This is a genomic window from Glutamicibacter halophytocola, from assembly GCF_001302565.1.
Classification (GTDB): Bacteria; Actinomycetota; Actinomycetes; order Actinomycetales; family Micrococcaceae; genus Glutamicibacter; species Glutamicibacter halophytocola.
Map to the genome: position 1 here is coordinate 2853920 of NZ_CP012750.1, position 25496 is coordinate 2879415.

At 62.2% G+C, this 25496-nt stretch carries 28 protein-coding genes and 1 tRNA gene; 10 read left to right on the top strand and 19 right to left on the bottom strand.

The window, feature by feature from the left end; all coding sequences use genetic code 11:
• Positions 1-12 precede the first annotated feature (12 nt).
• On the bottom strand, positions 13-594 hold the full coding sequence (gene dcd, locus AOZ07_RS13215; protein ID WP_060702404.1) for a dCTP deaminase: 582 nt from the start codon (positions 592-594) through the stop codon (positions 13-15).
• A gap of 216 nt (positions 595-810) precedes the next feature.
• Here dcd and AOZ07_RS13220 point away from each other — a divergent pair, with 216 nt between their 5' ends.
• Complete coding sequence (locus AOZ07_RS13220; protein ID WP_060702405.1) at positions 811-1665, top strand: M15 family metallopeptidase; 855 nt, start codon at positions 811-813, stop codon at positions 1663-1665.
• Between the two features lie 6 nt (positions 1666-1671).
• On the opposite strand, the gene AOZ07_RS13225 is transcribed toward AOZ07_RS13220, so the two are convergent.
• Both AOZ07_RS13225 and AOZ07_RS13230 read right to left on the bottom strand, forming a co-directional pair.
• A complete protein-coding gene (locus AOZ07_RS13225) occupies positions 1672-2013 on the bottom strand; it encodes a hypothetical protein (RefSeq protein ID WP_194943669.1) in 342 nt (113 codons plus the stop codon).
• 181 nt (positions 2014-2194) lie between these two features.
• A complete protein-coding gene (locus AOZ07_RS13230; RefSeq protein ID WP_060702407.1) occupies positions 2195-3901 on the bottom strand; it encodes a fumarate hydratase in 1707 nt (568 codons plus the stop codon).
• Between the two features lie 111 nt (positions 3902-4012).
• Here AOZ07_RS13230 and AOZ07_RS13235 point away from each other — a divergent pair, with 111 nt between their 5' ends.
• The 8 genes from AOZ07_RS13235 to AOZ07_RS13270 all read left to right on the top strand — a co-directional run bounded on the left by AOZ07_RS13235 (position 4013) and on the right by AOZ07_RS13270 (position 10721).
• Entirely contained in the window at positions 4013-4504 is a 492-nt protein-coding gene (locus tag AOZ07_RS13235; RefSeq protein WP_060702408.1) for an SseB family protein, read from the top strand.
• A 96-nt stretch (positions 4505-4600) separates the two neighbouring features.
• Positions 4601-4671: transfer RNA gene (locus AOZ07_RS13240), tRNA-Gly, on the top strand.
• Between the two features lie 71 nt (positions 4672-4742).
• Positions 4743-5672: an AEC family transporter gene (locus AOZ07_RS13245; protein ID WP_060702409.1), complete on the top strand. Its 930-nt coding sequence runs from the start codon at positions 4743-4745 to the stop codon at positions 5670-5672.
• Between the two features lie 87 nt (positions 5673-5759).
• The gene (locus AOZ07_RS13250; RefSeq protein WP_060702410.1) at positions 5760-6569 is read left to right on the top strand and encodes an amino acid ABC transporter substrate-binding protein; all 810 of its coding nucleotides are present in this window, start codon (positions 5760-5762) and stop codon (positions 6567-6569) included.
• Between the two features lie 83 nt (positions 6570-6652).
• A complete protein-coding gene (locus tag AOZ07_RS13255; RefSeq protein WP_060702411.1) occupies positions 6653-7318 on the top strand; it encodes an amino acid ABC transporter permease in 666 nt (221 codons plus the stop codon).
• Positions 7305-8072, top strand: a complete 768-nt coding sequence (locus tag AOZ07_RS13260; RefSeq protein ID WP_060702412.1) for an amino acid ABC transporter ATP-binding protein — start codon at positions 7305-7307, stop codon at positions 8070-8072. The genes AOZ07_RS13255 and AOZ07_RS13260 overlap by 14 nt, the downstream gene beginning before the upstream one ends.
• Before the next feature lie 18 nt (positions 8073-8090).
• On the top strand, positions 8091-9632 hold the full coding sequence (locus AOZ07_RS13265; RefSeq protein ID WP_060702413.1) for a helicase HerA-like domain-containing protein: 1542 nt from the start codon (positions 8091-8093) through the stop codon (positions 9630-9632).
• A gap of 66 nt (positions 9633-9698) precedes the next feature.
• Entirely contained in the window at positions 9699-10721 is a 1023-nt protein-coding gene (locus tag AOZ07_RS13270) for a hypothetical protein (protein ID WP_060702414.1), read from the top strand.
• Positions 10722-10740: 19 nt separating this feature from the next.
• Here the strand turns inward: AOZ07_RS13270 and AOZ07_RS13275 are convergent, their stop codons facing one another.
• The 11 genes from AOZ07_RS13275 to AOZ07_RS13325 all read right to left on the bottom strand — a co-directional run bounded on the left by AOZ07_RS13275 (position 10741) and on the right by AOZ07_RS13325 (position 22192).
• Entirely contained in the window at positions 10741-11991 is a 1251-nt protein-coding gene (locus AOZ07_RS13275; protein WP_236995190.1) for an MFS transporter, read from the bottom strand.
• Positions 11992-12111: 120 nt separating this feature from the next.
• Positions 12112-14016, bottom strand: a complete 1905-nt coding sequence (locus AOZ07_RS13280; protein ID WP_060703467.1) for an NHL domain-containing thioredoxin family protein — start codon at positions 14014-14016, stop codon at positions 12112-12114.
• 125 nt (positions 14017-14141) lie between these two features.
• Positions 14142-14885 carry a hypothetical protein gene (locus tag AOZ07_RS13285; protein WP_060702416.1) on the bottom strand — a complete coding sequence of 248 codons (744 nt, stop codon included), beginning with the start codon at positions 14883-14885 and terminating at the stop codon, positions 14142-14144.
• Positions 14878-16932 carry a bifunctional copper resistance protein CopD/cytochrome c oxidase assembly protein gene (locus tag AOZ07_RS13290; RefSeq protein WP_060702417.1) on the bottom strand — a complete coding sequence of 685 codons (2055 nt, stop codon included), beginning with the start codon at positions 16930-16932 and terminating at the stop codon, positions 14878-14880. The genes AOZ07_RS13285 and AOZ07_RS13290 overlap by 8 nt, the downstream gene beginning before the upstream one ends.
• A 102-nt stretch (positions 16933-17034) precedes the next feature.
• Positions 17035-18210, bottom strand: coding sequence for a Dyp-type peroxidase (locus AOZ07_RS13295; protein WP_060702418.1), 1176 nt, complete (start codon positions 18208-18210; stop codon positions 17035-17037).
• A complete protein-coding gene (locus tag AOZ07_RS13300; protein ID WP_084793260.1) occupies positions 18191-18721 on the bottom strand; it encodes a copper chaperone PCu(A)C in 531 nt (176 codons plus the stop codon). Before AOZ07_RS13300 ends, AOZ07_RS13295 begins: the two co-directional genes overlap by 20 nt.
• 88 nt (positions 18722-18809) lie before the next feature.
• Positions 18810-19391 carry a copper resistance CopC family protein gene (locus tag AOZ07_RS13305; protein WP_194943671.1) on the bottom strand — a complete coding sequence of 194 codons (582 nt, stop codon included), beginning with the start codon at positions 19389-19391 and terminating at the stop codon, positions 18810-18812.
• Between the two features lie 55 nt (positions 19392-19446).
• Positions 19447-20055, bottom strand: a complete 609-nt coding sequence (locus AOZ07_RS13310; protein WP_194943672.1) for a hypothetical protein — start codon at positions 20053-20055, stop codon at positions 19447-19449.
• Between the two features lie 152 nt (positions 20056-20207).
• Positions 20208-20492: an HU family DNA-binding protein gene (locus AOZ07_RS13315; protein WP_013349906.1), complete on the bottom strand. Its 285-nt coding sequence runs from the start codon at positions 20490-20492 to the stop codon at positions 20208-20210.
• A 272-nt stretch (positions 20493-20764) separates the two neighbouring features.
• Entirely contained in the window at positions 20765-21049 is a 285-nt protein-coding gene (locus AOZ07_RS13320; RefSeq protein ID WP_028268375.1) for an HU family DNA-binding protein, read from the bottom strand.
• A gap of 174 nt (positions 21050-21223) precedes the next feature.
• A complete protein-coding gene (locus AOZ07_RS13325) occupies positions 21224-22192 on the bottom strand; it encodes an SDR family NAD(P)-dependent oxidoreductase (RefSeq protein WP_060702421.1) in 969 nt (322 codons plus the stop codon).
• A gap of 149 nt (positions 22193-22341) precedes the next feature.
• Here AOZ07_RS13325 and AOZ07_RS13330 point away from each other — a divergent pair, with 149 nt between their 5' ends.
• Positions 22342-22935, top strand: a complete 594-nt coding sequence (locus AOZ07_RS13330) for a DnaJ family domain-containing protein (RefSeq protein WP_060702422.1) — start codon at positions 22342-22344, stop codon at positions 22933-22935.
• Between the two features lie 68 nt (positions 22936-23003).
• On the opposite strand, the gene rpsN is transcribed toward AOZ07_RS13330, so the two are convergent.
• The 5 genes from rpsN to AOZ07_RS13355 all read right to left on the bottom strand — a co-directional run bounded on the left by rpsN (position 23004) and on the right by AOZ07_RS13355 (position 25496).
• Positions 23004-23309 (bottom strand): 30S ribosomal protein S14, encoded by a 306-nt coding sequence (rpsN, locus tag AOZ07_RS13335; protein ID WP_060702423.1) that lies wholly within the window; start codon positions 23307-23309, stop codon positions 23004-23006.
• A 3-nt stretch (positions 23310-23312) separates the two neighbouring features.
• A complete protein-coding gene (rpmG, locus tag AOZ07_RS13340; RefSeq protein WP_022874359.1) occupies positions 23313-23483 on the bottom strand; it encodes a 50S ribosomal protein L33 in 171 nt (56 codons plus the stop codon).
• 1 nt (position 23484) lies between these two features.
• Complete coding sequence (gene rpmB / locus AOZ07_RS13345) at positions 23485-23721, bottom strand: 50S ribosomal protein L28 (RefSeq protein ID WP_060702424.1); 237 nt, start codon at positions 23719-23721, stop codon at positions 23485-23487.
• 328 nt (positions 23722-24049) lie between these two features.
• Positions 24050-24550 carry a MarR family winged helix-turn-helix transcriptional regulator gene (locus AOZ07_RS13350; protein WP_060702425.1) on the bottom strand — a complete coding sequence of 167 codons (501 nt, stop codon included), beginning with the start codon at positions 24548-24550 and terminating at the stop codon, positions 24050-24052.
• Between the two features lie 148 nt (positions 24551-24698).
• Positions 24699-25496 carry an ABC transporter permease gene (locus AOZ07_RS13355; protein WP_060702426.1) on the bottom strand — a complete coding sequence of 266 codons (798 nt, stop codon included), beginning with the start codon at positions 25494-25496 and terminating at the stop codon, positions 24699-24701.

A 25496-nucleotide genomic window follows, 5' to 3' on the forward strand; every position in this document is an offset into this window, starting at 1 on the left:
CCATTATTGTGTTCAGCTTTCGATGTTCGTGCGATGGAAGTTCAGGTGGCTGCGCGACGCCGTGGGGCCACGCTGGCCCTGGTACCGGTTTCCATAGGGGCCAGAACCATAAGGGTGCTCGGTGGCTGAGGTCAGCTTGAAGAAGCACAGCTGGCCGATCTTCGATCCCGGCCAGAGCTTGATTGGCAAGGTGGCCATGTTGGAAAGTTCCAAGGTCACGTGGCCCGAGAAGCCAGGATCGATGAAGCCTGCTGTGGAGTGGGTCAGCAATCCGAGACGGCCGAGCGAGCTCTTGCCTTCCAACCGCGCTGCGATGGAGTGCCCGAGGGTCACAACTTCGTAGGTCGAGCCGAGCACAAATTCGCCGGGGTGCAGAATGAAAGGCTCGTCCGGGTCAACCTCGACCAATCGGGTGAGCTCATCTTGTTCCACCGATGGATCGATGTGCGCATATTTGTGGTTGTCGAAGAGCCGGAAGAACCGGTCAATACGAACGTCCACTGATGCGGGCTGGACCATATTCGGTTCAAAGGGCTCAAGCCCAATCTCCCCGGACGCTATTTCTCGACGAATGTCACCATCTGAATACAACACGCCTTCAAATTTATCGTGAGAATGCCCAATCGTTGAACTCTTCGAAGAAATATGTAGGTTTTCTTGTTTGAAATGGACAGTCAATCCACGGAAAGTCATCATTTGTTCACCACGGCCGTGACGCAATTCCCATTACTTCCCCAGCAATTCCAGCTATCGTGGGATTGGGGTTTGCCCCCTTCATCATCACTTCGCAACACAAGGGTTCATCACATCATGCGTCTAGCCTCCGCGCTGACCAGCTCCGTTCTTTCCGCGGCACTGCTGCTCTGTGCAGTTCCGGCTGCGCTGGCCGCGCCAGCCAAAGACCTGCCTGCCGTTGAAAGCTCCCAGCTTTCAGATGCGTCGAGCATGCTGGCCCTTATCAATCCAACCACCAAGCTGTCGCCTGAGGATTACACCCCGGCCAACCTGGTGGGTGTTGGCGGCACCGGGCTGACCTTGCGCCCCGAAGCCGCAGAAGCCGTCGAGGACCTCATCGCTGATGCCCGCGCTGCCGGGCACTCCATCAAGCTGCTTAGTGCCTACCGCTCATATCAACGCCAAGCGGCCCTGTTCAGCCAATATCAAGCGAAGTACGGGACGGCTTATGCTGAACGCATTTCGGCACGCCCCGGAACCAGCGAGCACCAGCTCGGGCTGGCAGCAGACCTGGGATACACCAACAGCCGGGCTGAGCTGAAGGAAGAATTCGGCCAAACTCCCGCAGGCATCTGGATTGCCGAGCATGCCGGGGATTACGGCCTGATCATCCGCTACCCGCAGGGCAAAGAAGAGATCACCGGCTACAAATACGAGCCATGGCATGTGCGCTACATCGGCAAGGATCATGCCAAGGCCTTGGCTGAATCTGGCGCAGAGACCTATGAAGACTACTTCCAGATGCTCAGAAAGTCGCTGGAAGCACCGAAGGAAGAAGCCGGCTCGAAAAAAGCCGACAAGGAAGCCGACAAGGAATCCGATAAGGACGCCCAGAAGGCTGGCCACGGCGTGATGAAGGAAGACGACCTTCTGGTCCTGCGCTTCCTGCCGCCCTACCGTGACTGGGGCTTCGGCTTCACAGAAAAATAAGGCAGCCTAGAAGAACGCTGCAATACCCAGAAACACTGCGGTCGGAATCAACGAGGCCGCCAGCGCAATGCCCCAGTGCAAGTACTTGCCGCTGGTTTTCTGGCAGGCGCCTGCGCGCTTCCTGCGGTAGATCAGGTTCACGTTGGACAGCACCCAGATCATGGTTCCGATGGCCAGTGGCGGGCCGAGCACTACCTGGACAGGCAAGAACGAGTGGGCCTCATAGAGGTCCCGGGCTGCCCTCCCCCATGTGGTCAGCGGGTCGGCAAGCACCATGAGGCTCAGCATCCAATAGTAGATAATTCCGGGGATGCCCAGCAGCACATTCACGACCAGTAGCCGTCTCACAGTCCTGCCCTTCATCCCGGTAATGCATCCAGCGCATGCGAAGCACCATGAATTCTACCGAAGCAGCCCCCGGTATTCAGGCTTTTATCCCCCGCCGCAGCCTGTGCATCGGCTAGGAATTGCACAGGGGCTGCCAGCGGTTGCGATAACCGCTGGCAGCCCCCGTCCAGAACGCCGAAATCTACTTTGCGCGTACCGGGATGCCGGTGAAGGTCGGCTTCAAGGTCTCGGCAAAGAAGTCCTCGCCCTTGTCGTCAACGACGATGAAGGCCGGGAAGTCCTCGACTTCGATCTTCCAAATGGCTTCCATGCCCAATTCCTCGTATTCGAGGATTTCGACCTTCTTGATGCAATCCTGGGCCAGGCGTGCGGCTGGGCCGCCAATGGAACCAAGGTAGAAGCCGCCGTGGGTGTTGCACGCATCGGTGACCTGCTTGGAACGGTTGCCCTTGGCCAGCATGACCATCGAGCCTCCGGCTGCCTGGAACTGGTCCACATAGGAATCCATGCGCCCTGCCGTGGTCGGGCCGAAGGAGCCCGAAGGCATGCCTTCCGGGGTCTTCGCCGGACCTGCGTAGTAGACCGGGTGGTCCTTGAGGTACTGCGGCATCTCTTCGCCGGCGTCCAGGCGTTCCTTGATCTTGGCGTGAGCGATATCGCGGGCAACCACCAATGGGCCGGTTAGCGACAGGCGGGTCTTGACCGGGAACTTGGTCAGTTCGGCCAGGATCTCATCCATTGGCTTGTTCAGGTCGATCTTCACCACGGAGCTGCCACCGGTGCCGGTGACGCCGTCGGTTTCATCGTCGTGGGCGGCCAAGGCCGGGTGGTTTTCTTCTGGCATGAAACGGGCCGGATCGGTTTCCAGCTGCTCCACGAACAGGCCCTCTTCGGTGATCTTCGCCAGCATCTGGCGGTCAGCCGAGCAGGATACTGCGATGGCCACTGGCATCGAAGCACCGTGGCGAGGCAAGCGCACCACGCGCACGTCGTGGCAGAAGTACTTGCCGCCGAATTGCGCGCCGATGCCGAAGTGGCGGGTCAATTCGAGGACCTTTTCTTCCAGCTCGGTGTCGCGGAAACCGCGGCCGGTCATCGCCCCTTCGGTAGGCAGCGAGTCCAGGTATTTGGCTGAACCGTACTTTGCGGTCTTCAGCGCCATTTCGGCACTGGTGCCGCCGATGACGATGGACAGGTGGTACGGAGGGCAGGCCGCGGTGCCCAGCGAGCGCAGCTTCTCGTCGAGGAACTTCAGCATCGAGTTCTCGTTGAGGATGGCCTTGGTCTCCTGGTACAGGAAGGACTTGTTGGCCGATCCGCCGCCCTTGGCCATGAACAGGAACTTGTAGCTGGTGTCAGCGCCGTCCTTGGTGTTCGCGTACAGGTCGATCTGCGCCGGGAGGTTGTTGCCGGTGGCCTTCTCTTCCCAGGTGGTGATCGGTGCCAGCTGCGAGTAGCGCAGGTTCAGCTTGGTGTAGGCGTTGTAGATGCCGCGCGAGAGCGAGATTTCATCCTGCTCTTCGGACAGGACGCGCTGGCCGCGCTTGCCCATCACGATCGCGGTGCCGGTGTCCTGGCACATCGGCAGGATGCCGCCGGCTGCGATGTTGGCGTTCTTCAGCAGATCCAGTGCAACGAACTTGTCGTTCGGGCTGGCTTCCTCATCGTCGAGGATGTTGCGCAGCTGCTGCAGGTGGGCTGGGCGCAGGTAGTGCGAGATGTCGTGCAGTGCGGTTTCGGCCAGCTGCTCCAAGGCATCTGGTGCGACCTTGAGGAAGTTCTTCCCATCCGGGCCGGCGACGACCTCGACGCCTTCGGAGGAAATCTTGCGGTATGGGGTTGTATCTTCGCCAATAGGCAGAAGATCCTCATAACGGAATTCAGGCATGCTCTGTCCTTGATTCAATCGTGGATGCTCATCTGCCATTTTAGGCCTTTACCCCGATTTTCCCGCATTCGCCGTTTGCACCTGAGGCTTTATCGCGACATGCTGGAGTACATGAGCACCGAGAACACCCCAGCTGCGCACGATGGCCAGAATCCGACACAAATCCCGGATGCGATCATCGAGACGCCCATGGACCAGCACCGTGCCAAGCCTAAAACGCACTTCGAAATGATGCTGCAGGCCGGTCTAAACAAGCCTGAGTTGTCCGGTTCCGTCATTGGCGCCTTCATGAGCGCCGAGGTGTACTTCCTCTCCCGCGAAGAGGTCACCGAAGAGAACAAGAACGCCCAGCCGATGCTGCTGACCAACCCGACCGGCGAGGCCGTGGTGGCACTGTTCACCACCCTGGAACGCATTCCGTCCAGCTACATCGACCAGGCGCCATTTGGCGTCAAGGTCCAAGGAGCCACCGTGGTGCGCGCACTGGAGAACACCGGATTCGTAGTGAACCCGGGCGATGAGCTGAGCTTCGAGGTACCCGCAGATGGCGTGGCCATCTTGCAGCAGCAGCTGCTGAAGCAGAAATCCGAAGGCCAGGCGTAACTTTCCGCACGATTATCCGCGCCGTTTACCGGTCGGTCGAATTCGTGGGATATGCTGATTGTTGCCCGAGCCGTCATTAGGCCGCTCGGTGCACCTGCGGGCGTAGCTCAATGGTAGAGCGCTAGCTTCCCAAGCTCGATACGCGGGTTCGATTCCCGTCGCCCGCTCGCACTGACGTCGGGGTACCACCAGGTGCCCCGACGTTTTCGTTTTACCAGGCCAACGCCCAAGGAGCATGATGACCGGAGTCCTCGAAGGCTTCTCCATCATCTGGGTGGTGATCGCCGTTGGATATCTGGTTGGGCGCACCGGGGTGCTGGGCGAACAGGGGCGCAATGTCCTGAGCCGGGTCACCTTCTTCATTGCCAGCCCGGCCCTGTTGTTCACCACCTTGGCCGAGTCCGATCCCGTCGCCGTGCTGGGCCCGCTGTTGTGGGTGGCCGCCATCTCCGCTGCGCTCACTGCCCTGGTCTACTACCTGGCGACGGCGCGCTGGCTGAAGCGCTCGGCTTCGGAGCGGATCATTGCCGCGATGTCCGCGTCCACGGTGAACTCGGCCAACCTCGGGCTGCCGATCGCCCTCTATGTCCTTGGCGATGCGTCTTTTGCCGCACCCATCATCTTGTTCCAGCTGGCGCTGTACCAGCCGATCAATTTGGCGATGCTGGATGCCACCACCTCGCGCCACCGCACCACGCCGCTGGCACTGCTGGTGGCCACCGCGAAAAACCCGATGATCATCGGCTCCATGCTTGGCCTCGTCGTTGCGCTGACCGGCTTCAGCCTGCCCTCGATCGTGCTTGAACCAATCGATCTGATTGCCGGCGCCTCGATTCCATGCATGCTGATGGCCTTCGGCATCTCGCTGGTGGGGTCCAGGCCGCTGGAGAAGAAGTCCGGCCGACGCGCCGATGTGCTCATCGGAACGGCTGCAAAACTGGTCATCCACCCGGCGCTGGCCTGGGTGCTGGCCTATCTGGCCTTCGGGCTGCGCGGAGAAATGCTGGTCGCTTCAGTGATCATGGCCGGCCTGCCGACCGCGCAAAATATCTTCGTGACCGCCTCGCGCTACAACCACGGGGTGACCGTGGCCAAGGATACGGTGCTCATCACGACCATCTGCGCGATACCGCTGATGATGTTGCTGGCCGTCATGCTGGGAATTTAGTGTAACTTTTGAGCTTCGGAATAAGCGGATGTCTCTAGACTGTTGTTAGGACTAGAGCATAATCACCCCCTTTTGAATGAGGTCACCATGAAGCGCACCGTTCCACTGCTGGCTACCGCCGCAATTCTTGCCCTATCTTTGAGCGCCTGCGGTTCATCTAGCGGCACCGCTGGCTCCTCCTCGTCCGAGCAGAGCGATTCAGCCCTGCAAAAGGTCAAGGACGCCGGCGTGCTGACCGTCGGCACCGAGGGAACCTACCGCCCCTTTTCCTTCCATGAAGGCAGCGAGCTGACCGGCTACGACGTTGAGGTCATCAAGGCCGTCGGCGAAAAGATGGGTGTTGAGGTCAAGTTCCAGGAAACCCAGTGGGACGCGATTTTTGCCGGCTTGGATGCCGGACGCTTTGACGTGATCGCCAACCAGGTGGCCATTACCCCGGAACGCGAAGAGAAGTACCTTTTCTCCAAGCCATACACCGTTTCCGAGGGCGTCGTTGTCACCAAGAGCGACAACACCGACATCACCTCCTTCGACTCGCTCAAGGGCAAGAAGACCGCGCAGTCGCTGACCAGCAGCTTCTATGAGGCAGCCAAGGCCGCTGGAGCCACCATCGAGCCGGTGGAGGGGTGGGCCCAGTCGGTCACCCTGCTCAAGCAGGGTCGAGTGGATGCCACCGTCAATGACAAGCTGACCTTCCTGGATGCACAGAAGACCAATCCGGATGACAGCATCAAGATCGCCGCCGAATCCGAGGACAAGAGCGAATCGGCAGTCACCCTGCGCAAGGGCTCGGAGGATCTGCAAGAAGCGATCGATGGCGCCCTGGACGAGCTGCGTGCCGATGGCGAACTGGCATCGATCTCTGAAAAGTACTTCGGCGAGGACATCAGCAAATAACCGGTACCATCCCTGGTGAAACAGTAGACTGGCTCCACACGTCTCCAGCGTGGGGCCAGTCTCGTTTGTCTCAAAGGTAGCTTATGGATTCGAATTGGCAGTTATTCATCGATTCGCTCTGGCCCCTGGCCAAAGGCGCAATCACGGCAACCATTCCGCTGGCGCTGATCAGCTTTGCCCTCGGACTGGCGATCGCCTTGCTGATGGCGCTGATGCGCATCAGCAAAAACCCGGCGCTCTCGGGCATCGCCCGGGTCTACATTTCGATTGTTCGCGGCACTCCCCTGCTCGTGCAGTTGTTTGTCATCTTCTACGGCATGCCCAGCCTGGGAATCACCATTGATCCCTGGCCCAGTGCGATCATTGCCTTCAGCCTGAACATCGGCGGCTATGCCGCCGAAATTATCCGCGCCGCGATCCTCTCGGTCCCGGCCGGACAGTGGGAAGCCGGATACACCCTGGGCATGTCGCGCACGCGCAGCCTGTACCGGTTGATCCTTCCGCAGGCCACCCGCGTGGCGATTCCTCCTCTGTCCAATTCCTTCATCTCATTGGTGAAGGACACCTCGTTGGCCTCGACCATTCTGGTCACCGAAATGTTCCGCAAGGCCCAGGAGATCACGGCCTCGACCTACGAGTTCATGCTCCTGTACTGCGAAGCGGCCGCGATCTACTGGATCATTTGCCTGTTGCTCTCTGCGCTGCAGAACTCTGTTGAAGGAAAGCTGGAAAAGTATGTCGCCAAGTAGCACAACCTTGCTCAGCGTCACCGGCCTGCACAAGGCTTTCGGCGAGAACCAGGTGCTGAAGGGCATCGATTTTTCCGTGCACTCCGGCGAAGTCGTGGCCTTGATCGGCCCCTCCGGTTCTGGAAAGACCACCGCACTGCGCTGCCTGAATGGGCTGGAGATCGCGGATGCGGGAACCGTCGGCTTTGAAGGCGGCCCGGCGGTGAGCTTCGATGCCACAACCAAGCCAAAATCAGCGCAGGTGCTGCGCGATCGTTCAGCCATGGTTTTCCAAGGGCACCATCTCTTCCCGCACCTGACGGTGCTGCAAAATGTCAGCATTGGGCCGATCGAAGTCCAAAAGCGCCCGCGCGACCAGGTGCTGCCAGAAGCGCGCAAGCTCCTGGATCGCGTGGGGCTGGGCTCCAAGGCCGAGGCCTACCCGAACTCGCTCTCCGGCGGACAGCAGCAGCGCGTAGGCATTGTCCGCGCGCTGATGCAGCAACCCGACCTGCTGCTCTTCGACGAGCCGACCAGTGCGCTGGATCCCGAACTTGTTGGCGAAGTGCTCAGCGTCATCAAGGAACTGGCCCAGGAGGGATGGTCCATGGTGCTGGTGACCCACGAGCTGGCCTTCGCCCGGGATGTGGCCGATACCGTCGTCTTCATGGATGGCGGAGTGGTCGTGGAGACCGGAAACGCTGCCCAGGTTCTGTCCACGCCGGCAAATCCCCGCACACAAGCCTTCGTCCAACGTCTTTTGCACCCGTTCTAGAAAGCATAGAGTAGCGCTATGACCCAGGATACAAATGCATTGCTGGCAGGCCTCATCGAAGGCTACAACTTCCAAGGAGAGAGCCTCGATCTGGGCGCAGCCCTGATTGACGGCAAGCCGGAGCCCACCGCGCCGATCCGCTTGCCGCTGAAAATGCTCAACCGCCACGGCTTAGTCGCCGGTGCTACCGGCACCGGCAAGACGGTCACTTTGCAGCTGATGGCAGAGCAGCTGAGCAAGGCCGGTGTTCCGGTATTCCTCGCCGACATCAAGGGTGATCTCTCCGGACTGGCCCAAAGCGCCGAAGGCTCGGAAAAGCTCACCGCCCGCTTGGCCGAACTCGGCAAGGAATTTTCTCCCCGCGCCAACCCGGTGGAGTTCCTCTCGCTGGGCGAAGGGGCCCACGGCACCCCGGTGCGCGCCAGCGTCGATGCCTTTGGCCCGATCCTGCTGGCCCGCGTCCTGGAGCTGAACGAAACCCAGGAAGAATGCCTGCAGCTGATTTTCCACTATGCCGACACCAACAAGCTTCCGCTCGATGACCTCAACGACGTCAAATCGGTCATCAGCTTCCTGGTCAGCGACCAGGGCGCCGAAGCGCTGAAGGGCCTGGGCGGGGTGAGCGCGGCGACCGCATCGGTCATCCTGCGTGGCATCACGATCATGCAATCCCAGGGACTGGACCAGTTCTTCGGGCAGCCGGAATTCGACACCGCCGATTTCTTGCAAGTGCGCGAAACCGGCGGCGTGATCAACGTGCTGGAACTGCCTTCGGTGAACCAGCAGCCGATGCTGTTCTCCACCTTCCTGATGTGGCTGCTCGCGGACCTGTTCGAGGACCTGCCCGAAGCCGGCGACCTGGACAAGCCGAAGCTGGTGTTCTTCCTTGACGAAGCACACCTCTTGTTCAAGGACGCCACCAAGGCGTTCACCGACGCGATCATCAACACCGTGCGCCTGATCCGTTCCAAGGGAGTGGGCCTGTTCTTCATCACCCAGTCCCCCACCGATCTGCCCGATGAGGTGCTGGGCCAGCTGGGCAACCGCATCCAGCATGCGGTGCGCGTTTTCACCGCCAAGGACCAGAGCGCGCTCAAGGAGATCATCAAGACCTTCCCGGTCAACGGCGTGGACCTGCAAGAGGCGCTGACCCAGGCTGGCGTGGGCGAAGCGGTGATTACCGTGCTCGGCGACAAGGGCGCACCCACCCCGGTGGCATGGACCAGGATGTCCTCGCCAGGATCCACCATCGGCCCGGCATCGCCGCAGGTGCTGGAAGAGAATCTGTCGGCCTCCCCGCTGGCTTCGCGGTACGCCACCGCCGTGGACCGCGAATCAGCCCGGGAATTGCTGGAAGCCAAGGCCGCCCCCGCTGCTACGGCGACGCCGCAGCAACCGGCTGAGGCACCGGCTGGCGCGCAGCGGGCCGAAGCGCCTCGCGAGCGGCAGGCCCCGGCACAGCCGAACCCGATGATGGACATGGCCTTGGATGCCGCATCGATGATTGGGCGCGAGTTGCTGCGCGGAATGTTCGGCAACCGAAAGCGCCGCCGCCGTTGAGAAGACCCGCCGTTTTTGACCTGCCGGTTACAGTCTGGAGCCCGAAACCAGATAGCCTAGCTACTGATGAAGACTCCTAACTCCACGCCGATCGCCGCCACCCGCCTGGCCCTTCGCTGGGCCCTTGCCGCGGTGGCAGTGCTCGTTCTGGCTGTTGCCGGCGTGATAATCGCTAATCGCACCCTGTTCTCCCCTGCGCACGAGGTCAAGGTCCTGCAGAGCTACCTCGCCGACGGCCAGGGCGCCAAGGCCCTGGGGCTGATGCAGGCCAGGGTGCCGAAGGGCGATGCGGTAGCGCTGGACGGCGAGGTGCTCAAGCGCACCCAGTCAGGCATCACGGACTTCAGCACCGACAAGCCGCAGCCGGTGGACGGAGACAGCGAGCTGCGCACCGTGACCGCGCATTACAAGGCCACGGGCGTGGACCAGCAGTCCACCTACACGCTGCGCCATGCCGGCAAGTCCTGGTTCTTCTTCGATGAGTGGGAGTTCGAACCCTCCACCCTGCCCAGCGTGAAGATCAAGGCCAACACGGTCAATGAGGTGGCCGTCAACGAGCAGAAGATCCCGTTGGAGGCCGGTGTCAGTTCCCTGCCGGTCTTCTATCCCTCGGTGCTGGATGCAAGCTTCAGCACCAAGAATTTTGCCGCCGATACCCGCGGTGTCGTGGTCACCCAGCCTGCCAAGGAGCCAGTGGAGATCGCGTTGAAGACGCAGCCGACCAAGGCCTTTGTCTCCGCGATCAACTCCAAGGTCAAGAAATACCTGGACGGATGCGCCAGCCAGCAGGTCTTGATGCCTTCGGGCTGCCCCTTCGCCTACAACACCTCGGCGCGCGTTGATTCCTCCACCATCAAGTGGGACATCGCCAAATACCCGAAGATCGATGTCAGCTACTACAACGGCGCGTGGGTGCTCTCCCCGCTGACAACCACCGCCAATCTGACGCTGACCGAGCAGGATCTGCGCACCGGGGTGAAGGAAAAGAAGACCATCAAGGACACCTATTCCTTCACCGCGGAGCTGACCACCAGCACCACCGAAGTCTCCGTGGTTCCGGTGGCCGGCGGCGAACAGCCCGCACAGTAGAGTTCTTGCGGCCGGGAGCTTATCGGCCGAGCAGTTCGCGGAACTGGCTGCGCAGCGGCACCGCATTGGTCTTGAACCTCTGCCACAAGAACAGCGCCAGCAAGCTCGCCACCAGGGACAGCACCGCGCCAATGGACACGGCGATCTGCGTGCCGAAGAGCTCGGCGAACCAGCCCACCAGGGGCGAGCCGATCGGCGTCCCGCCCTGCACCACCATCAGGTACAACGCCAGCACCCGGGCCCGGTATTGCCCGGGCACCGACATCTGCACCATGGTGTTGCAGCTGTTCAAGAAGGTCAGCGCTCCCAGTCCCACCGGGATGAGCATGAGGGCGAAAAGCAGGTAGTTCGGCATCCAGGCGCTGGCCAGGGCCGCGCAGCCGAAGAACACCCCGCCGCCGATCAGGAAACGCCAGCGCGGGGCCGAACGCCGCGCCGCCAGCAGCGCCCCGGCAAAGGTTCCCACCGCCATGATGCTGCCCAGGATGCCGTACTCCCCTGCGCCCACCCCATAGACCTCGGTGGCCATCAGCGCATTGGTCAGCTGGAAATTCAGCCCGAAGGTGCCGATGATGAAGGCCAGGAAGAAGATCAGCACCAGGTCCTTGCGGCTTCTGACATAGCTGAACCCCTCACGCACCTGCCCCTTGGCCCGGGCCACCGGAGTGGTGGGATGCAGGGCGTCCTTGCGCATGAATACTAGCGAGCTGATCACCGCCAGGAATGAGGCGCCGTTGAGCAAAAACGCCGGGCCGGTGCCCACCAGTGCGATCACCACGCCGGCAATGCCGGGGCCGGCCAGGCGGGCCAGGTTGAAGTTGGCGCTGTTCAGCGCCACCGCGTTGGCCAGGTGGCTTCCGGGAACCACCTCGGAGACGAAGGCCTGGCGGGCCGGGGCGTCAAAGGAGACGCCGATGCCCAGCAGCCCGGCCAGCACGTAGACGTGCCAGAGTTCTGCCGAATCCGTGACGACCAGCAGCCCCAGGAGCAGTGCGCACAGCCCCATGAAGCTCTGGGTCGCCATCAGCAGCCGGCGCTTGTTGAACCTGTCGGCGATCAGCCCGGCATAGGGTGCCAGGAGCAGGACGGGCAGGAATTGCAGGCCCGTGGTGATTCCGGTGGCTACCGCGTCATGGTTGGTCAGTTCGGTCAGCACCAGCCAGTCCTGGGCTACGCGCTGCATCCAGGTGCCGATATTCGAGACCAGGGCGCCGATGATCCACAACCGGTAGTTGGGTATTTCCAATGCCCGGAACATTTTCACTGCCATAAGCTCTCGCCGGATCCCTCCGGTGCCTCCCGCACTACAGTCTAGTGCGGCACAGCGGGGAATGCTGAGGTTTCCTCTGCATTCCCCGCTGCGGGTTGCGCGCTTCCCTGGCCTCCGCGGCTAGTTCACGCCGCGAAGGTCGAGCAGCAGCTCGTTCTCGCCCTGGGCATCGAGCAGCACCGGAATGCCCCAGTCCTGCTGGTACAGGTGGCAGGCCGCGTGATCCGGGATCTCGCCGCCCGGCTCGCCATCGCAGGCCGCGGCACGAGCGGTAATGTGCAGCACGCCCTCGGAAACCTCGGGGTTGAGCACCAGGGTGCGGGTCAGGCCCACCGAGGTGCCCCCGCCTTCCAGGATCAGCTCTTCGGGGCTGGCCGAGATCTTCAACTGGGTCGGGTCGCCCCAGCGGTCATCGAGCTTCTGCCCCTTCGGAGCGGCAAAGCGCACCAGGATCTCGTGGTTGCCGGCCTGCACGCGGGTCTTCGGGCGCTGGGTCTGGCTGGCGCCCTCATCGACGACCAATGCCTCGGCAGGGATCGGGATGCGCACCAGCTGATGGGTGTTGGTCTCCACGACCAGCAGCACTGGGTCCCCGTCCACGGAGGTATCCACCAGCACATCGGCTGGCTCCTTCAGGCCCTTGGCCAGGGTGGACACCGTCTTGGTGGCCGGGTCGAAACGGCGCACCGCCCCGTTGTAGGAGTCGGCAATCGCGATCGAGCCATCAGGCAACACCGCCACGCCCAGCGGGTGCTGCAGGCGGGCCTGCTCGGCGGCTCCATCGCGGAAGCCGAAGTCGAACAGCCCGGTGCCGATCGCGGTGTTCACGCTCTTCGCCTCGCCGTCCTGGACCTCGATCCAGCGCAGCGCGCTGGTTTCCGAGTCGGCGATCCACACGTTCTCGCCGGAGAGCGCCAGGCCCGAGGACTGGGCGAACCAGGCCTCATCCGGCGTGCCGTCGTTCAGGCCCTCCAGGCCGGTGCCGGCGAAGACCGAGACCGCGGTAGTGCGCGGGTCGAAGGCGAAGATCTGGTGGGTTCCGGCCATCGCGATGATGACCTTGCCCGATGGGTGGTAGAGCACATCCCATGGGGAGGACAGCGAAATATTCAGCGCATCGGTGCCCAAATCGGTGGGCTGGGTTTCCTGGCGCGCGTTGTCCGAATCCAGCAGGCGCTGCACGCCGTTGCCGGCCACGGTGCCCACCTGGCCGGTGGCCAGGTTGACCGAGCGCAGCCGGTGGTTGACGGTGTCGGCGACGATCACGTCGTAGCCCACCTCCGCGGCCAGTTCCGCAGGCAGCGCGGCCAGGCCCTGCAGCTCGTTGAACTGGGCGGTGCCGGCGTCGCCATCGGCGTAGCCCTTGGCGCCCGAGCCGATGGTGCGCACCACCGAGAAGTCCGCGTCCAGCTCCACCAGGCGGTGGTGGCCAGAGTCGCCCACCAGGAAGTTGCCGTTGTCCAGGGCGATGGCCTTGCCCGGGAAGCGCAGGTCGCCCTCGCGGGCTTCCGGGGCGACGTACGGTCCATTGCCGCGATGCAAGGTGCCCTTGGCTTCGTGTTCGGCGATCAGTTCATCCACCAGCGAGCCCAGGCCCTGGGCGTGGCCCTCGCCGGACAGGTGCGCGACGATGTAGCCTTCGGGATCCAAAACCACCAGGGTCGGCCAGGCGCGGGCGCCGTAGGCCTGCCAGGTGACCAGCTCCGGGTCATCGAGCACCGGGTGATGGATTTCATAGCGTTCCACGGCCGCGGCCAGCGCATCCGGGTCCGCTTCGTGCTCGAATTTTGGCGAGTGCACGCCCACGGTGACCAGCACATCCGAGTACTGCTCCTCGAGCGGGCGCAGCTCGTCCAGCACGTGCAGGCAGTTGATGCAGCAGAAGGTCCAGAAGTCCAGGAGCACGATCTTGCCGCGCAGTGCTTCAAGGTCCAGCTGCTTGCCGCCGGTATTCAGCCAGTTGCGGCCCAGCAGTTCGCTGGCGCGCACCTTGTAGTTGGCGCGGACCGATTCTGTTGCGCTCATGGTCATCCTTTCGCAATTGCCGTGGCTCGGCAGTTAGAACTTCATTATCGGCCACGGTCCGGGGCAGTACTAAACGGTGTTAAGGAACATTGAGGTGCAACAGGTGCCACCCGGCTTCTATTCCGCTAGGGCAGCTGGGCGATGGCCGCATCCATCACGCTGGTGGCCACCTTGTTGAACTTTTCGTCGGCCAGCGAGCTGCCGGCCACAAAGGAGACCATCACCGCATACTGCTTGGTCTTCTTGATCAGCACCAGCGAATTCTGTGCGTACTGCCCATCGCGGCTGTAGTACAGGGCCGAATCCACGGAGTCCACCTGCGGATCGGAGAACTTCAGGGTTTCGGTGTAGTCCATGCCGTTGAGCTTCGCGGACTTGCACTGCTCCACGATGGTGCGCACATTCTTGTTGTGCGAGTCAACCGCGGCTGCGCCATTTGCACCCAGCTTCGCCACTTCCACCGAACCGGTGATGGACTGGTTCTCATTGGTGAAATCGGTGCGCGCCGCTTCGGTGCCCAATTGCACCGGCGACCAGTTCAGGTCGTTGATCGGGGCCGAGCACTGCGCCGGCAGCACCACAATGTCCTTGAGCGTATCGGTGGGCGGCGTGGCCAGCGCTTCAAGGTCCTTGCCCTGGATCTTGGCGCTGTTCGGGAAGCCCAGCTCGGTGGCGAGCACCGCGCCGGCGGTGGTGGCCACCTCGGCGGTGGTCAACTGGCGTGCGGATTCGCTGGGGCTCGGGCTGGCGGTGGCCTCGGCGGCCTTCTTGTGGGTCTGGTCCTGCGGCATTTGCGCCTGGGTGGACGAGCAGCCGCTCAGGGCCAGCGCAGCGCACAGGGCCAGGGCCACAGTCATTTTCTTAGGCATTCGGGTTCCTCTTATCGGCCTGCTGGTAGCGGGCGAACATCGCGTTGTAGGCTTCCAGCTCGGCGTCGTTGTCGCGATCTGCCTGCCGGTCATAGCGCTTGGTGTCTTTTTTGTCCTGCTTGAGCCAGGAGAGGACCACAAAAATGGCCAGCACCAGGGTGGGCACCTCGCCGATGGCCCACATCGCCCCGGCCCCCACCACCTGGTCTTCCAGCGCGCTGCCGCCCCAGGTGCGGCCCATATTGCCGAAGTAGTCCGGGGCCAGCAGGGTTTCGGTGCTCATCAGCGCCACCCCGAAGAAGGCGTGGAAGGCGACGGTGGCCAGCAAGACCACCAGGCGCATCGGGTAGGGGTAGCGCTTGGGCACCGGATCGGCGTCCACCAGCGAGAGCGCAAAGAGGTAGCCGGTGAGCAGGAAGTGCAGGTTCATCAGCTCGTGGCCCGCGTGGTAGAGCATGGCCGGTTCCAGGATCGGGGTGAAGTAGAAGACCACGATCGACCCGGCAAAGTTCACGGCCGCGAAAATCGGGTGCGTGATGACCTTGGAATAGCGCGAATGCACCAGGAAGAGGATCCATTCGCGCGGGCCGCGGGTGTCGTCGGTGCGCGCCGGCAGCACCTGCAGCAGCAGGGTGATCGGGGTGCCGAGCACCAGGAAGATCGGCACGATCATGGTCAGCGACATGTGGTCGACCATGTGGGTGGAGAACTGGATCTTCCCGTACACCGCCACGCCGCCGCTGGTCACGTAGAACAGCGCGATCAGGCCGACAAGCCAGCTGGCCAGGCGCAACACGCTGGGCTTGTCCCCGCGGCGGGCCAGGGTGATGAACGCCCAGAGGTAGGCGGCCAGCCCGAACAGGCACACGGCCACCCAGATCCAGTCCATCCGCCAGGTGGTGAACCAGCTGGCGGTATCCGGGGCCGGCGGCAGGTCGTAGCCGGTCAGCAAGCGCGCCGGTGTGGTCTGCGCCGGGGCTTCATCGGAGGTCGGCGGCGCCGTGCGGGCCAGCACGGTGGCCAGCGACATGACCGAGCCCATCAGGATGACCTCCCCGAGCACGATCTGCCAGGCCGCGCGCAGCGCTCCGTACTGCCCCGCCAGGAGCTTGGGGATCACAAAGCGCCGGTGGCACAGGCCCAGCGCGCCCAGGGCCAGGGTGATCAGCAGCTTGGCGATCACCAGGGTGCCGTAGGGGGTCAGCCACTGTTCCCAGCTGGTGATGCGGATGACCGCCGAGGCCAGCCCGGAGCCGATCATCAAGAACACCACAAAGGCGGCCAGCGCCGAATAGCGTTGCAGCACCACTCCGGCGAGCGCCTGGCCGCGCTTGCGTCCGGGTGCTTCGCCGGCCAGTGTCGGAGCCAGCAGCGCCAGCACGATAATGCCGCCAAACCACAGGACCACGGCCAGCAGGTGCAGGCCGATGGAGTTCACCGCGGCAAAGTGGTCATCTCCCCCGGCGGCATGGCCGATGAAGGCCAGCGGCAGGATGCCGAACAGCGAGAAGAACGCGGTGGCTCCCACCCCGGTCTTGGATCGCACCGCCAAGGCCAGCGAGCTGACCACCGCGGCGATCACCACCATCCAGGCCCAGGCCCGGCCGGTGGTGATCGACAGGATGTAGTCGAGGATCGCCGCTGAATACTGCGCGTCCAAGTTGATCGGCAGGCCGGCCAGGTCCCAGAAGGTCAGCACCATCACGCTGGCCGCCGACAGCGTCCACAGCACCGCCGCTGAGGCGGCAATGTTCATCGCGCGGCTGAAGGCCGGATGATCGGCGCCCTGCACATCGCGGGTGACTTTTTTGCTGCGCGGCAGGATCGCGGCGGCAAAGATCAGCGCCGAAATGGCCACTGACATGGAAGAATGGTGGATTGCACGGGCGATCGGCAGGCTCCAGCGGATAAAGGCTCCCGGGTCGGCCAATTCGGCCGGGCGGGCAATGCCGGTGAACATCACCGCGGCCAGGAAAACTGCCGCCGAAGCGAGCAGTCCGGGCAGGATGAAGCGGGTGGCTGAAACCGTGCGCTGTGCTGTATCCATATCCTTCTTATCATCTCATTTTTGCCCGGCCCCGTCAGGCTGGAAGTGCCAGCGCTGCCCCGCTACGGTGCATCTCACACCATGGCGGGGCAGCGGCCGGGGCTAGCTGAAGAGCTGCTCGCCCAAATACCCGCCCTCGGCGATCCCCGGAAGGATCGCATAGAGGGCCGAACCCACCGGCTTCAGCCAGGTGTTCAGCGCATCCGCGGCGGCCAGCCGTTGCTGCACCGGAATGAAACTTGTCGCCGAGTCGCGCTGGTAGCTGGCAAACAGCAAGCCGGCGTGCTGCCCGTCATCGAAGTTGTAGCCCCGGCGATGGATGCTCTCGGCTGCGTGGCTCGGCTTGGCCAGGGCCACGTGCGCGTTGGCGGCGATGCTCGGCAGGCCCAGGTCATTTACTGCCGCCAGATCCACCGGATCATCCACGCTGGTGCCCGAGAGCGGCGAGCCATCGGCCTGCCTGCGGCCCAGGGCGAAGTCCCGGCCCGTGGCATCCACTTCGTCCCAGCGGTCCAGGTCCATTTCGAAACGGCGCAGCGCCAGCGTGGTGCCGTTGGCGATCCAGCTGTCCTGCCCATCGCCGAATACCGCCTGCTCGCGCAACTGGTCTTTCGGATTATTGACCCCGTCCACTTGCCCGAACAGATTCCTGAAGGTTTCCCGTCCGGGCATCGGGCGCATGAAGCCAGCCTGCGCAAAGCGCTGCCTGGCCAGCCCGCGGAGGTTCTTGGCCACCGCTCGCACCGCATGGTGCAGCACCGTGGGGTCCTGCGAACAGAACTGGATCAGCAGGTCGCTTTGCTGATACTGCTCTTCAAGCTCATCGCCGGCAAAGGCCGGCAGCTGCGCGATGCGCCCGCGCCCGGCCACATCGAGCAGGCTTTGGCCCAGCCCCACGGTCAGCGTCAGTTCGCTGGGCGGCTGCGCCATCTCCGGTTCGGTATCGGCCAGCACTCCCCGCCCGCCCATCAGCCGGGCCGCATCATCGGTGAGCATCTGCAGCAGGGCCTGCAGCTGCTGCTTGCGCGAGCCATCGCGCCAGAGCACATCCCATCCGGCAAACACCGCATGTTCCTGCTGCGCATCGATAATCCCGGACTGGTACTGGCCGTAGAACGACCTGAACCCCGGGCCGCCAGGAGCCTCTTGCGCTGGAGCTGCCGCTTCGGCGGAGCGCAGGCCGCCAGCGCCAAATCCGGTGAGCAGCCCGCCGGCCGCGGCGGCAGCGGTGCTGCCCAGCAGCAGGCGGCGGGGAACATTAATGTCCGGCATGCTCATCGTAGTTTTCCTTGGCGCCATCAAAGTTGCGGATCGCGAAATCAATGTCGGTGCTCGAGCCGTCGGAGAACTGCAGGGTCAGCGTCGTGGTTTGGGCGGCGACCAGCGGCTTTTTCAGATCCATGAACATCAGGTGATTTCCGCCGGGAGCCAGCACCGCGTCGGCTCCGGGAGCGATCACCAGGTCGCCCTCAAGCTGTTTCATGCTCATGTTCTGCCCGCTGCCGGTCATTTCGTGCAGCTGGATCTCATCGCCCTGCGCGTTGCTCACCTTGCGCAATTCCAGCGGGAAGTCCGCGGAATTGTGCAGGGTTCCGAACGCCGCACTCATCCCTGATTCGGCCGCCTTGGCCCAGGTGTCGCTGGCCACAAGCCCCTGTGCTTGCGTGCTGTTTTGCTCAGCGGACTGCGATGCCTTGGAGCTCTGGCTGGCAGCTGGTGCGTTTTGCGCGCAACCGGTGAGCAGCAGTCCGAAGCTCAGCAGCAATGCGGTCATGGTTCTAGTCTTCATCGTCTCAAGCTTTCGTGGTGTGGGCACAGAATGTGCGGGCACGCCAAAGGCCGCGGTGGCCTTGGGCGCACCGGAATAAAGTGGCTGCTTACTTGGTGTTGCGCATGAACTTGGCCAGAACGCCAATGACGCCGCCAAGGACCACGACGCCGATAATGACCCAGATGACCGGGCTCATCGAGCTGCCCGCATCCTGCAGCGGGTTCTCGCTAGGCTGTGCCGATTCGCTTGGAGCGGCCGATTCGCTTGGTGCGCTTATCATCGATGGGGTCGGCTTTGCCGAGGCATTCACGGTGAACTCCAGCTTGTTCTCCACCGGGTGCCCGTCCTCGGAGACCACGCGGAAGGCCAGCTCGTACTGGCCGCTTTCCAAGGGCTTCGCCGGGGTCACGGTCACGGTCTTGCCCTTGGTTTCGGCTGACGCGTCGACGGCCTCGCCGTCCTGCTTCAGCACCACCTTCGTGGAATCCACGCCGGACATGGTTTGCAGCTCGCCGGAGAACTCGAGGGTCAGCTCTTTGGGCGCTTGTTTCAGGCTCGCACCGTCTTTGGGAGTGGAGCTGACCAGCTCGTCGTGGGCCGAGGCGGCGGTCATCGAGGTGAACAGGGCCAAGATCGATAGCGCGATCACAGCGGCCAGACGGGTCAGGGTCATTTTGGGCAGCGTCATGTTCTTCATTGTTTTCCTTCCAATCCCCCCTCTCAGGGGGCACGTCGTTATTGTCTTAGGCGGCAAGAACGAAGGAAGGAGGACCCCGGCGCCCGGGCAGCCGTCCCAATTGCGCAAGCTTGAGTTGAAAACGCAGCGGGAAGTAGGCCGGAAGCACCGGTGTTTCAGGAACCTGCCCACGGATGAGCGAAAAAATTCGCCGTGCCGAGGACAGCGTGAGGTATGAGCCCAAGAGGGCCAGCAGGCGCTCGCCGCGGTTGAGCACGAGAATGCTGACCACTGCAGCAAGCACGTGCGCGTAGAGCATCGACTCGGTGTGCACCTCGGCGTAGTGGGCGCTGATGTTGTGTGCCAGTTCGAGGCTGCGCCCAGTATGCTGCACGTGCTCCATGCCGGAGACCCCGGAACCGCCGTGGCTCATCACCGACAGGCTCAAGTGGAATAGGCCCTGGCTGGCGATCACCACCAGGCTGGTCGCCCACAAGCTGTATTTCTTCCCTACCAGCAGCAGCGCGATCACCGCTGAAATGCAGGTGATCAGGCCCATTGCAACCAGCGACATTCTTGTCGGGGCGCTGTGGGCGTGAGCCGCAAAGGCCGTCCAGGTGCACACGCTCGCCGCCAACCAGCCGCGCAGTACGCGGGTTGCGGGATTCTGTGGCACCGGGTTCAGCCTATTCTTCTGGTGGATCATCAAGCACGCCTGATTCTACGCGAAGTAGAAGATCGGCTCAAACGTGCAGAAAAGCGGAAGGCCCGATTCATCCGCCGGAGGGTTCCAGCGGAGAATCGGGCCTTGCTCAAGCCTGAAGAAGCTTACTTCTTGGCAACAGCAGCCTTCAGCTTCGAACCAGCGGTCAGCTTGACCGAGTGGCCAGCAGGAATCTGGATTGCTTCACCGGTCTGTGGGTTGCGGCCGGTGCGAGCTGCACGATCGGTGCGCTCTACAGCCAACCAGCCTGGGATCGACACCTTCTCACCCTTGGAAATCTGGTCGACGAAAACCTCGAACACAGCATCCAGAACACCGTTGACGGCAACCTGGGAGTTTTCGGTCTTCGCTGCAACAGCAGCAACAAGTTCGCTACGGTTCATAGCCAATGTATGGTCCTCCTGGACTAGTGATCCAAAGCCCGGTTCCGGGCCTCGTACGCCGCACGGTCGCACGGACTTATCAGTGAGAACATATCAAACCTTGGGCCGCGAAATGCCCGAAAACAGGCGAAATACCGGGATTTTTTCATCTTCTTACAGATTTCTGGGCCTAACGGCATCATTTTTGAGCTCAACGACCAGTTCTGATACGCCCATTAATGCAGCAAGGCCCATCTCCCCGTCGAGGGAAGATGGGCCTTGCTCAAGCCTGAAGAAGCTTACTTCTTGGCAACAGCAGCCTTCAGCTTCGAACCAGCTGTCAGCTTGACCGAGTGGCCAGCAGGAATCTGGATTGCTTCACCGGTCTGTGGGTTGCGGCCGGTGCGAGCTGCACGATCGGTGCGCTCTACAGCCAACCAGCCTGGGATGGTGACCTTCTCGCCCTGGGAAATCTGGTCGACGAAAACTTCGAACACAGCATCCAGAACACCGTTGACGGCAACCTGGGAGTTTTCGGTCTTCGCTGCAACGGCTGCAACAAGTTCGCTACGGTTCATAGCCAATGTATGGTCCTCCTGGACTAGTGATCCAAAACCTGTTTCCAGGCTTCGAATGCCGCACGGTCGCACGGACTTATCAGTGATGAACTTACCAGTTGTGGGCGACAAAAAGAGCATCGTCCCGCGGATTTTGCCGAATTCCTCTAGAGATTTGAGGTGTGAAAGCTCACCCGGGAGCTACAGCGCAAACGGATCGAGTCCCCCATTCGCTTGCACAAACAACTCCCACACTTTGCTTTGCAGGGCTTTGCCCCGAGTCGATTTCACCGGTCTGGCCAGTGATATTGGGCCTTTGGAGAGGTAGCGCGGGCCAAGGTAGGTGCCGCGTGGCGCCGACTCGAGCCCCGGGGCCAGCGCGGCTTCCACCAGGGCCACCGCGCCTTCGTGTTTGCCCTGCGCGAAACTGGCCTGCAATTGACCGGCAAGCCGCTTGCTATAGCCAGGCTCGTTGATCTGCGGCACCTGCGGCGTCAATCCGGATATCGAGTAGCCGGGGTGGATCGCCAAGGAGCGAGCGGGCAATTCCAGTTGCCGCAACCGGTGGTCCAAGGCCAGGGTGAAGGCCTGGACGGCGGCCTTGGACTGCGCATAGGCCCGGTAGGGGTGGTAGTCCCTGTGCAGGTCGAGGTTCTCATGGTCCGTGGCCAGCAGCCTGGTGGACAGGGAGCCCAGTCCGATAAAGCGCAGCGGGCTGCCGAAGTGCTCGGCCAGCTCCCCGACCAGCCGAGCGTGGCCGATGAAATTAGTGCTCATGGCCTGCTCGTAGCCAAGAAGTCCCGGCTGGCGGTCCTTGGGGGTGCGAATGATCCCAGCGTTGGCGATCAGTGCGTGCAGCGGCCGGGTTCGCAGTTCTGCGGCCAGGCTTATCGCTGAGTCGATGCTGGAAGAGTCGAATTGCATGAAGGCCAGATCGGCGTGGGGCACGCGAGCAGAAATCTGTTCCATGGCGTGCCCAGCCCGCGCTTGGCTGCGGCAGGCGAGGATGACCCTTGCCCCGGCATCGGCCAGAGCCAGGCTGGCGAAGAATCCGAGCCCCGCGTTGGCGCCGGTCACCACCACGGTCTTTCCCTCCCCGTGGCCAGCCCAGCGCCCACGGTTTGCATAGATGTCCGTTGCAGGCGGCTGGTAGGTGGGTGCTGGAGTCATGGCCTCCACGCTACTACAGCGTCCGGGGCGCCCCGGCGCAGTGACAGGCCCTCCCCTGCATACTCCCAGCCGCGGATTTGCCAGGGCCAAGGTGCGCTGCGAGCCGGCGATCATTGTCCGGGCCGCGTGCCAAGTGGGATCATGGAAGCATGAAGGGCCCGAAGAAGAACGACGCCGCGCTGAACGCCGCGCGCTATCAGATGGAGAAGGCCAGCGAGGAGCCGTTGCCGGTGGACGAGTATGCGCAGGCCACAGGCATGGCACCGGTGGCCAAGCAGAAGACACCGCTGCAGCTGCATGCCGAGGACGAAGCGTGGGAGGTGGCCAATTCGGTGCTCGATGAGGCCTTTGCGCGCGGCGACTTCGATCATCTGGCCTTGGCCGGGCAGAAGATCGACCACATCACCAGCAATGACGATCCGGACTGGTGGCTGAAGTCGATGATGCGCCGCGAGCAGATCACCGGCCTGGGTCCCCCGGCGCTGACCTTGCGGGTGGAGGACGAGCAGATGGAGCAGACCCTGGATCGCTTGCCTACCGAGAAGTCAGTGCGCGAGCATATCGAGGATTTCAATCAGCGGATTATCGAGGCGCGGCGCCAGCTGCTGGGCGGACCTCCGGTGATCACGGCCCTGCGTGATGCCACCGCAGAGGTGCTCGCCTGGCGGCAGCGCCGCGCCAGCGTTGCCGGGGCCGTTCCTGCCCAGCCGGCAAGACGCCGCTGGTGGCAGCGCAAAATCTAGTGCTTAACGGCAAAAGCCGCCTTCCGGAAAGGAAGGCGGCTTTTGCTAAGCCAAATGGCTTGCAGGTCTTACCAGGAAGACTTGGTGATGCCCGGAAGCTCACCACGGTGTGCCATGTCGCGGAAGCGAACACGGGAGATACCGAACTTCTGGAAGGTACCGCGTGGGCGGCCGTCGATCGAGTCGCGGTTGCGAACGCGGATCGGGGAAGCGTCGCGTGGCAGCTTCTGCAGGCCTACGCGGGCTGCTTCACGAGCCTCGTCAGTTGCGTTTGGATCTACAAGGGTCTTCTTCAGCTCGAGGCGCTTCTCAGCGTAACGCTCGACAATGACCTTGCGCTGTTCGTTCTTTGCGATCTTGGACTTCTTGGCCATGTCTTAGCGCTCCTCTCGGAATTCGACGTGCTTGCGGACTACTGGATCGTACTTCTTCAGAACCATGCGGTCTGGGTCGTTACGACGGTTCTTACGGGTTACGTAAGTGAAACCGGTACCAGCGGTGGACTTCAGCTTGATGATCGGACGTACGTCCTTATCCTTCTTTGCCATCTTAGAGCTTCACACCCTTCGCAATCAGGTCGCCAACAACAGCGTCGATTCCACGAGCATCGATGAGCTTGATGCCCTTGACCGAGAGGGTCAGGGTCACCTTGCGGCGCAGCGAAGGCACGTAGTAGGTCTTCTTCTGGATATTCGGATCGAAACGACGCTTGTTGCGACGGTGCGAGTGGGAGATGCTATGTCCGAAGGCCGGAGTAGTACCGGTTACCTGGCAAACAGCTGCCATGATCACTCCTCAGTTAGTTAGTAGTAAAATTCGGCGGTACTCGCGCACAGTGCCCATAAGCAAATATCGGCACCGCTTAGTGCGTTATGAGTCCCGCCAACCAGTGAAACACCGTTAATACTGCACACTAGGAAGGTAACCAGGCTGGGTGAGAACCAACCGAAGAGCCTTAAAGTATGTAAGTCGGTGAACTTCGCAACCGGTCGAGCAATGTCCCCGTACTCAGGTGGTCACGATATTCGGTATTACGGGCAACGCGTCGTTGTTCCACCGCTAGACGGCATAACAACACACGCGATTAACGCCTGATTAGCTTATCGAGAAATCTTCAGTGTTCCAAATCGGTGGCGCCCGGCTTCAGGATCCAATGATCCTGGTCCAGCGAGGCAGTCACCTTGCGCATAATCGCGTTCAGGTTCTTAACGTCCTTGTCATCAAGGGGATCGAACAAGAGGGCCCGAACCGAGCCCACATGATGAGGCGCCATATTCACCACTGCGTCCCACCCGGCATCCGTTAATGAGGCGATTTTCACACGGGCATCTTCATCGGATTGCTCGCGAACCACCCATCCCCGGCTTTCCAGCTTCTTCACCACATGCGACAGGCGCGAGAGCGACGCGCTGGTATGCGATGCCAAGGCGGTCATCGACAATTTCCGGTCCTCGGCCTCGGAGAGCATTGCCAGCATGTGGTAGTCGAAGAGCGTGATGCCTTCCAGGCCTTGCAGATCGGAATCCAAGGTGGCCGGGAGCAGGGTCATGACGGTTTGCAATCCCAGCCAGGCGTCGCGTTCGGACTGCGTGAGCCACACAGGCTTATCGCTCATGAAGTTTCCAATCGTTCAAGGCCTGCCGGAACAGGGCGTCGAGGTACCAATCTCGTAGAGACTACATTCTAAAGCTAGGTATCCGCCGAAAGCCTGCAATAGCGCACGCAAAGACAGGGCCCGCACTCGCGTGCAGGCCCTGTCCAGCTCAGGAATTTTCCAGCTGCTTCTTCTTCCGGTAGCTGATCACCTGTCCGATGACCACTACCAGCAAGGCAACTATGAACATCGCCGAACCAATCACGTTGGCCTGCGGCGGGATGCCGCGGGTGGCCGAAACGTAGATGAACTTCGGGAAGGTCTGGAAGGAGCCGGAGTTGAAGTTGGTGATGATGAAGTCGTCGAAACTCATCGCGAAGGACAAGAGCGCGGCCGCCACAATCCCGGGAAGCAGCAGCGGGAAGGTGACCTTCCAGAACGCCGCCCGCGGGGAGGCATAAAGATCGGCCGCCGCCTCTTCCAGCCGCGAATCCAGCGAGGAGACCCTGGCCCGCACCGTCACGATCACGAAGGACAGGCAGAAGACCACGTGGGAAATCACGATGGTGGTGAAGCCCAATTCCCATCCCAGATTCAGGAACTGCGCCAGCAGCGAGGCGCCGAGCACCACCTCGGGGGTGGCCAGCGGCAAAATGATCAGCACATCGGTGAGCTTGCGGAAGCGGAACTTGTAGCGCACCAGGCCGATGGCGATCCCCGTGCCCAAGGCGGTGGCAATCACCGTGGCAACGCTGCCGATCTGCAGCGAATGCGCCAGCGACTCGCAGACCGCAGGCGCCCCGCAGGGGTTGAGCCAGTTATCGAGGGTGAACCCCTGCCATTGAAGGTTGGCCCGGCCGCCATCATTAAAGGAGAAGACAAATATGTAGGCGATCGGCACCAGCAGGTAGATGAATGCCGCACCGCCGATCACGGGGATCAGCCAGCGTCCAATTTTCTGCTTCAC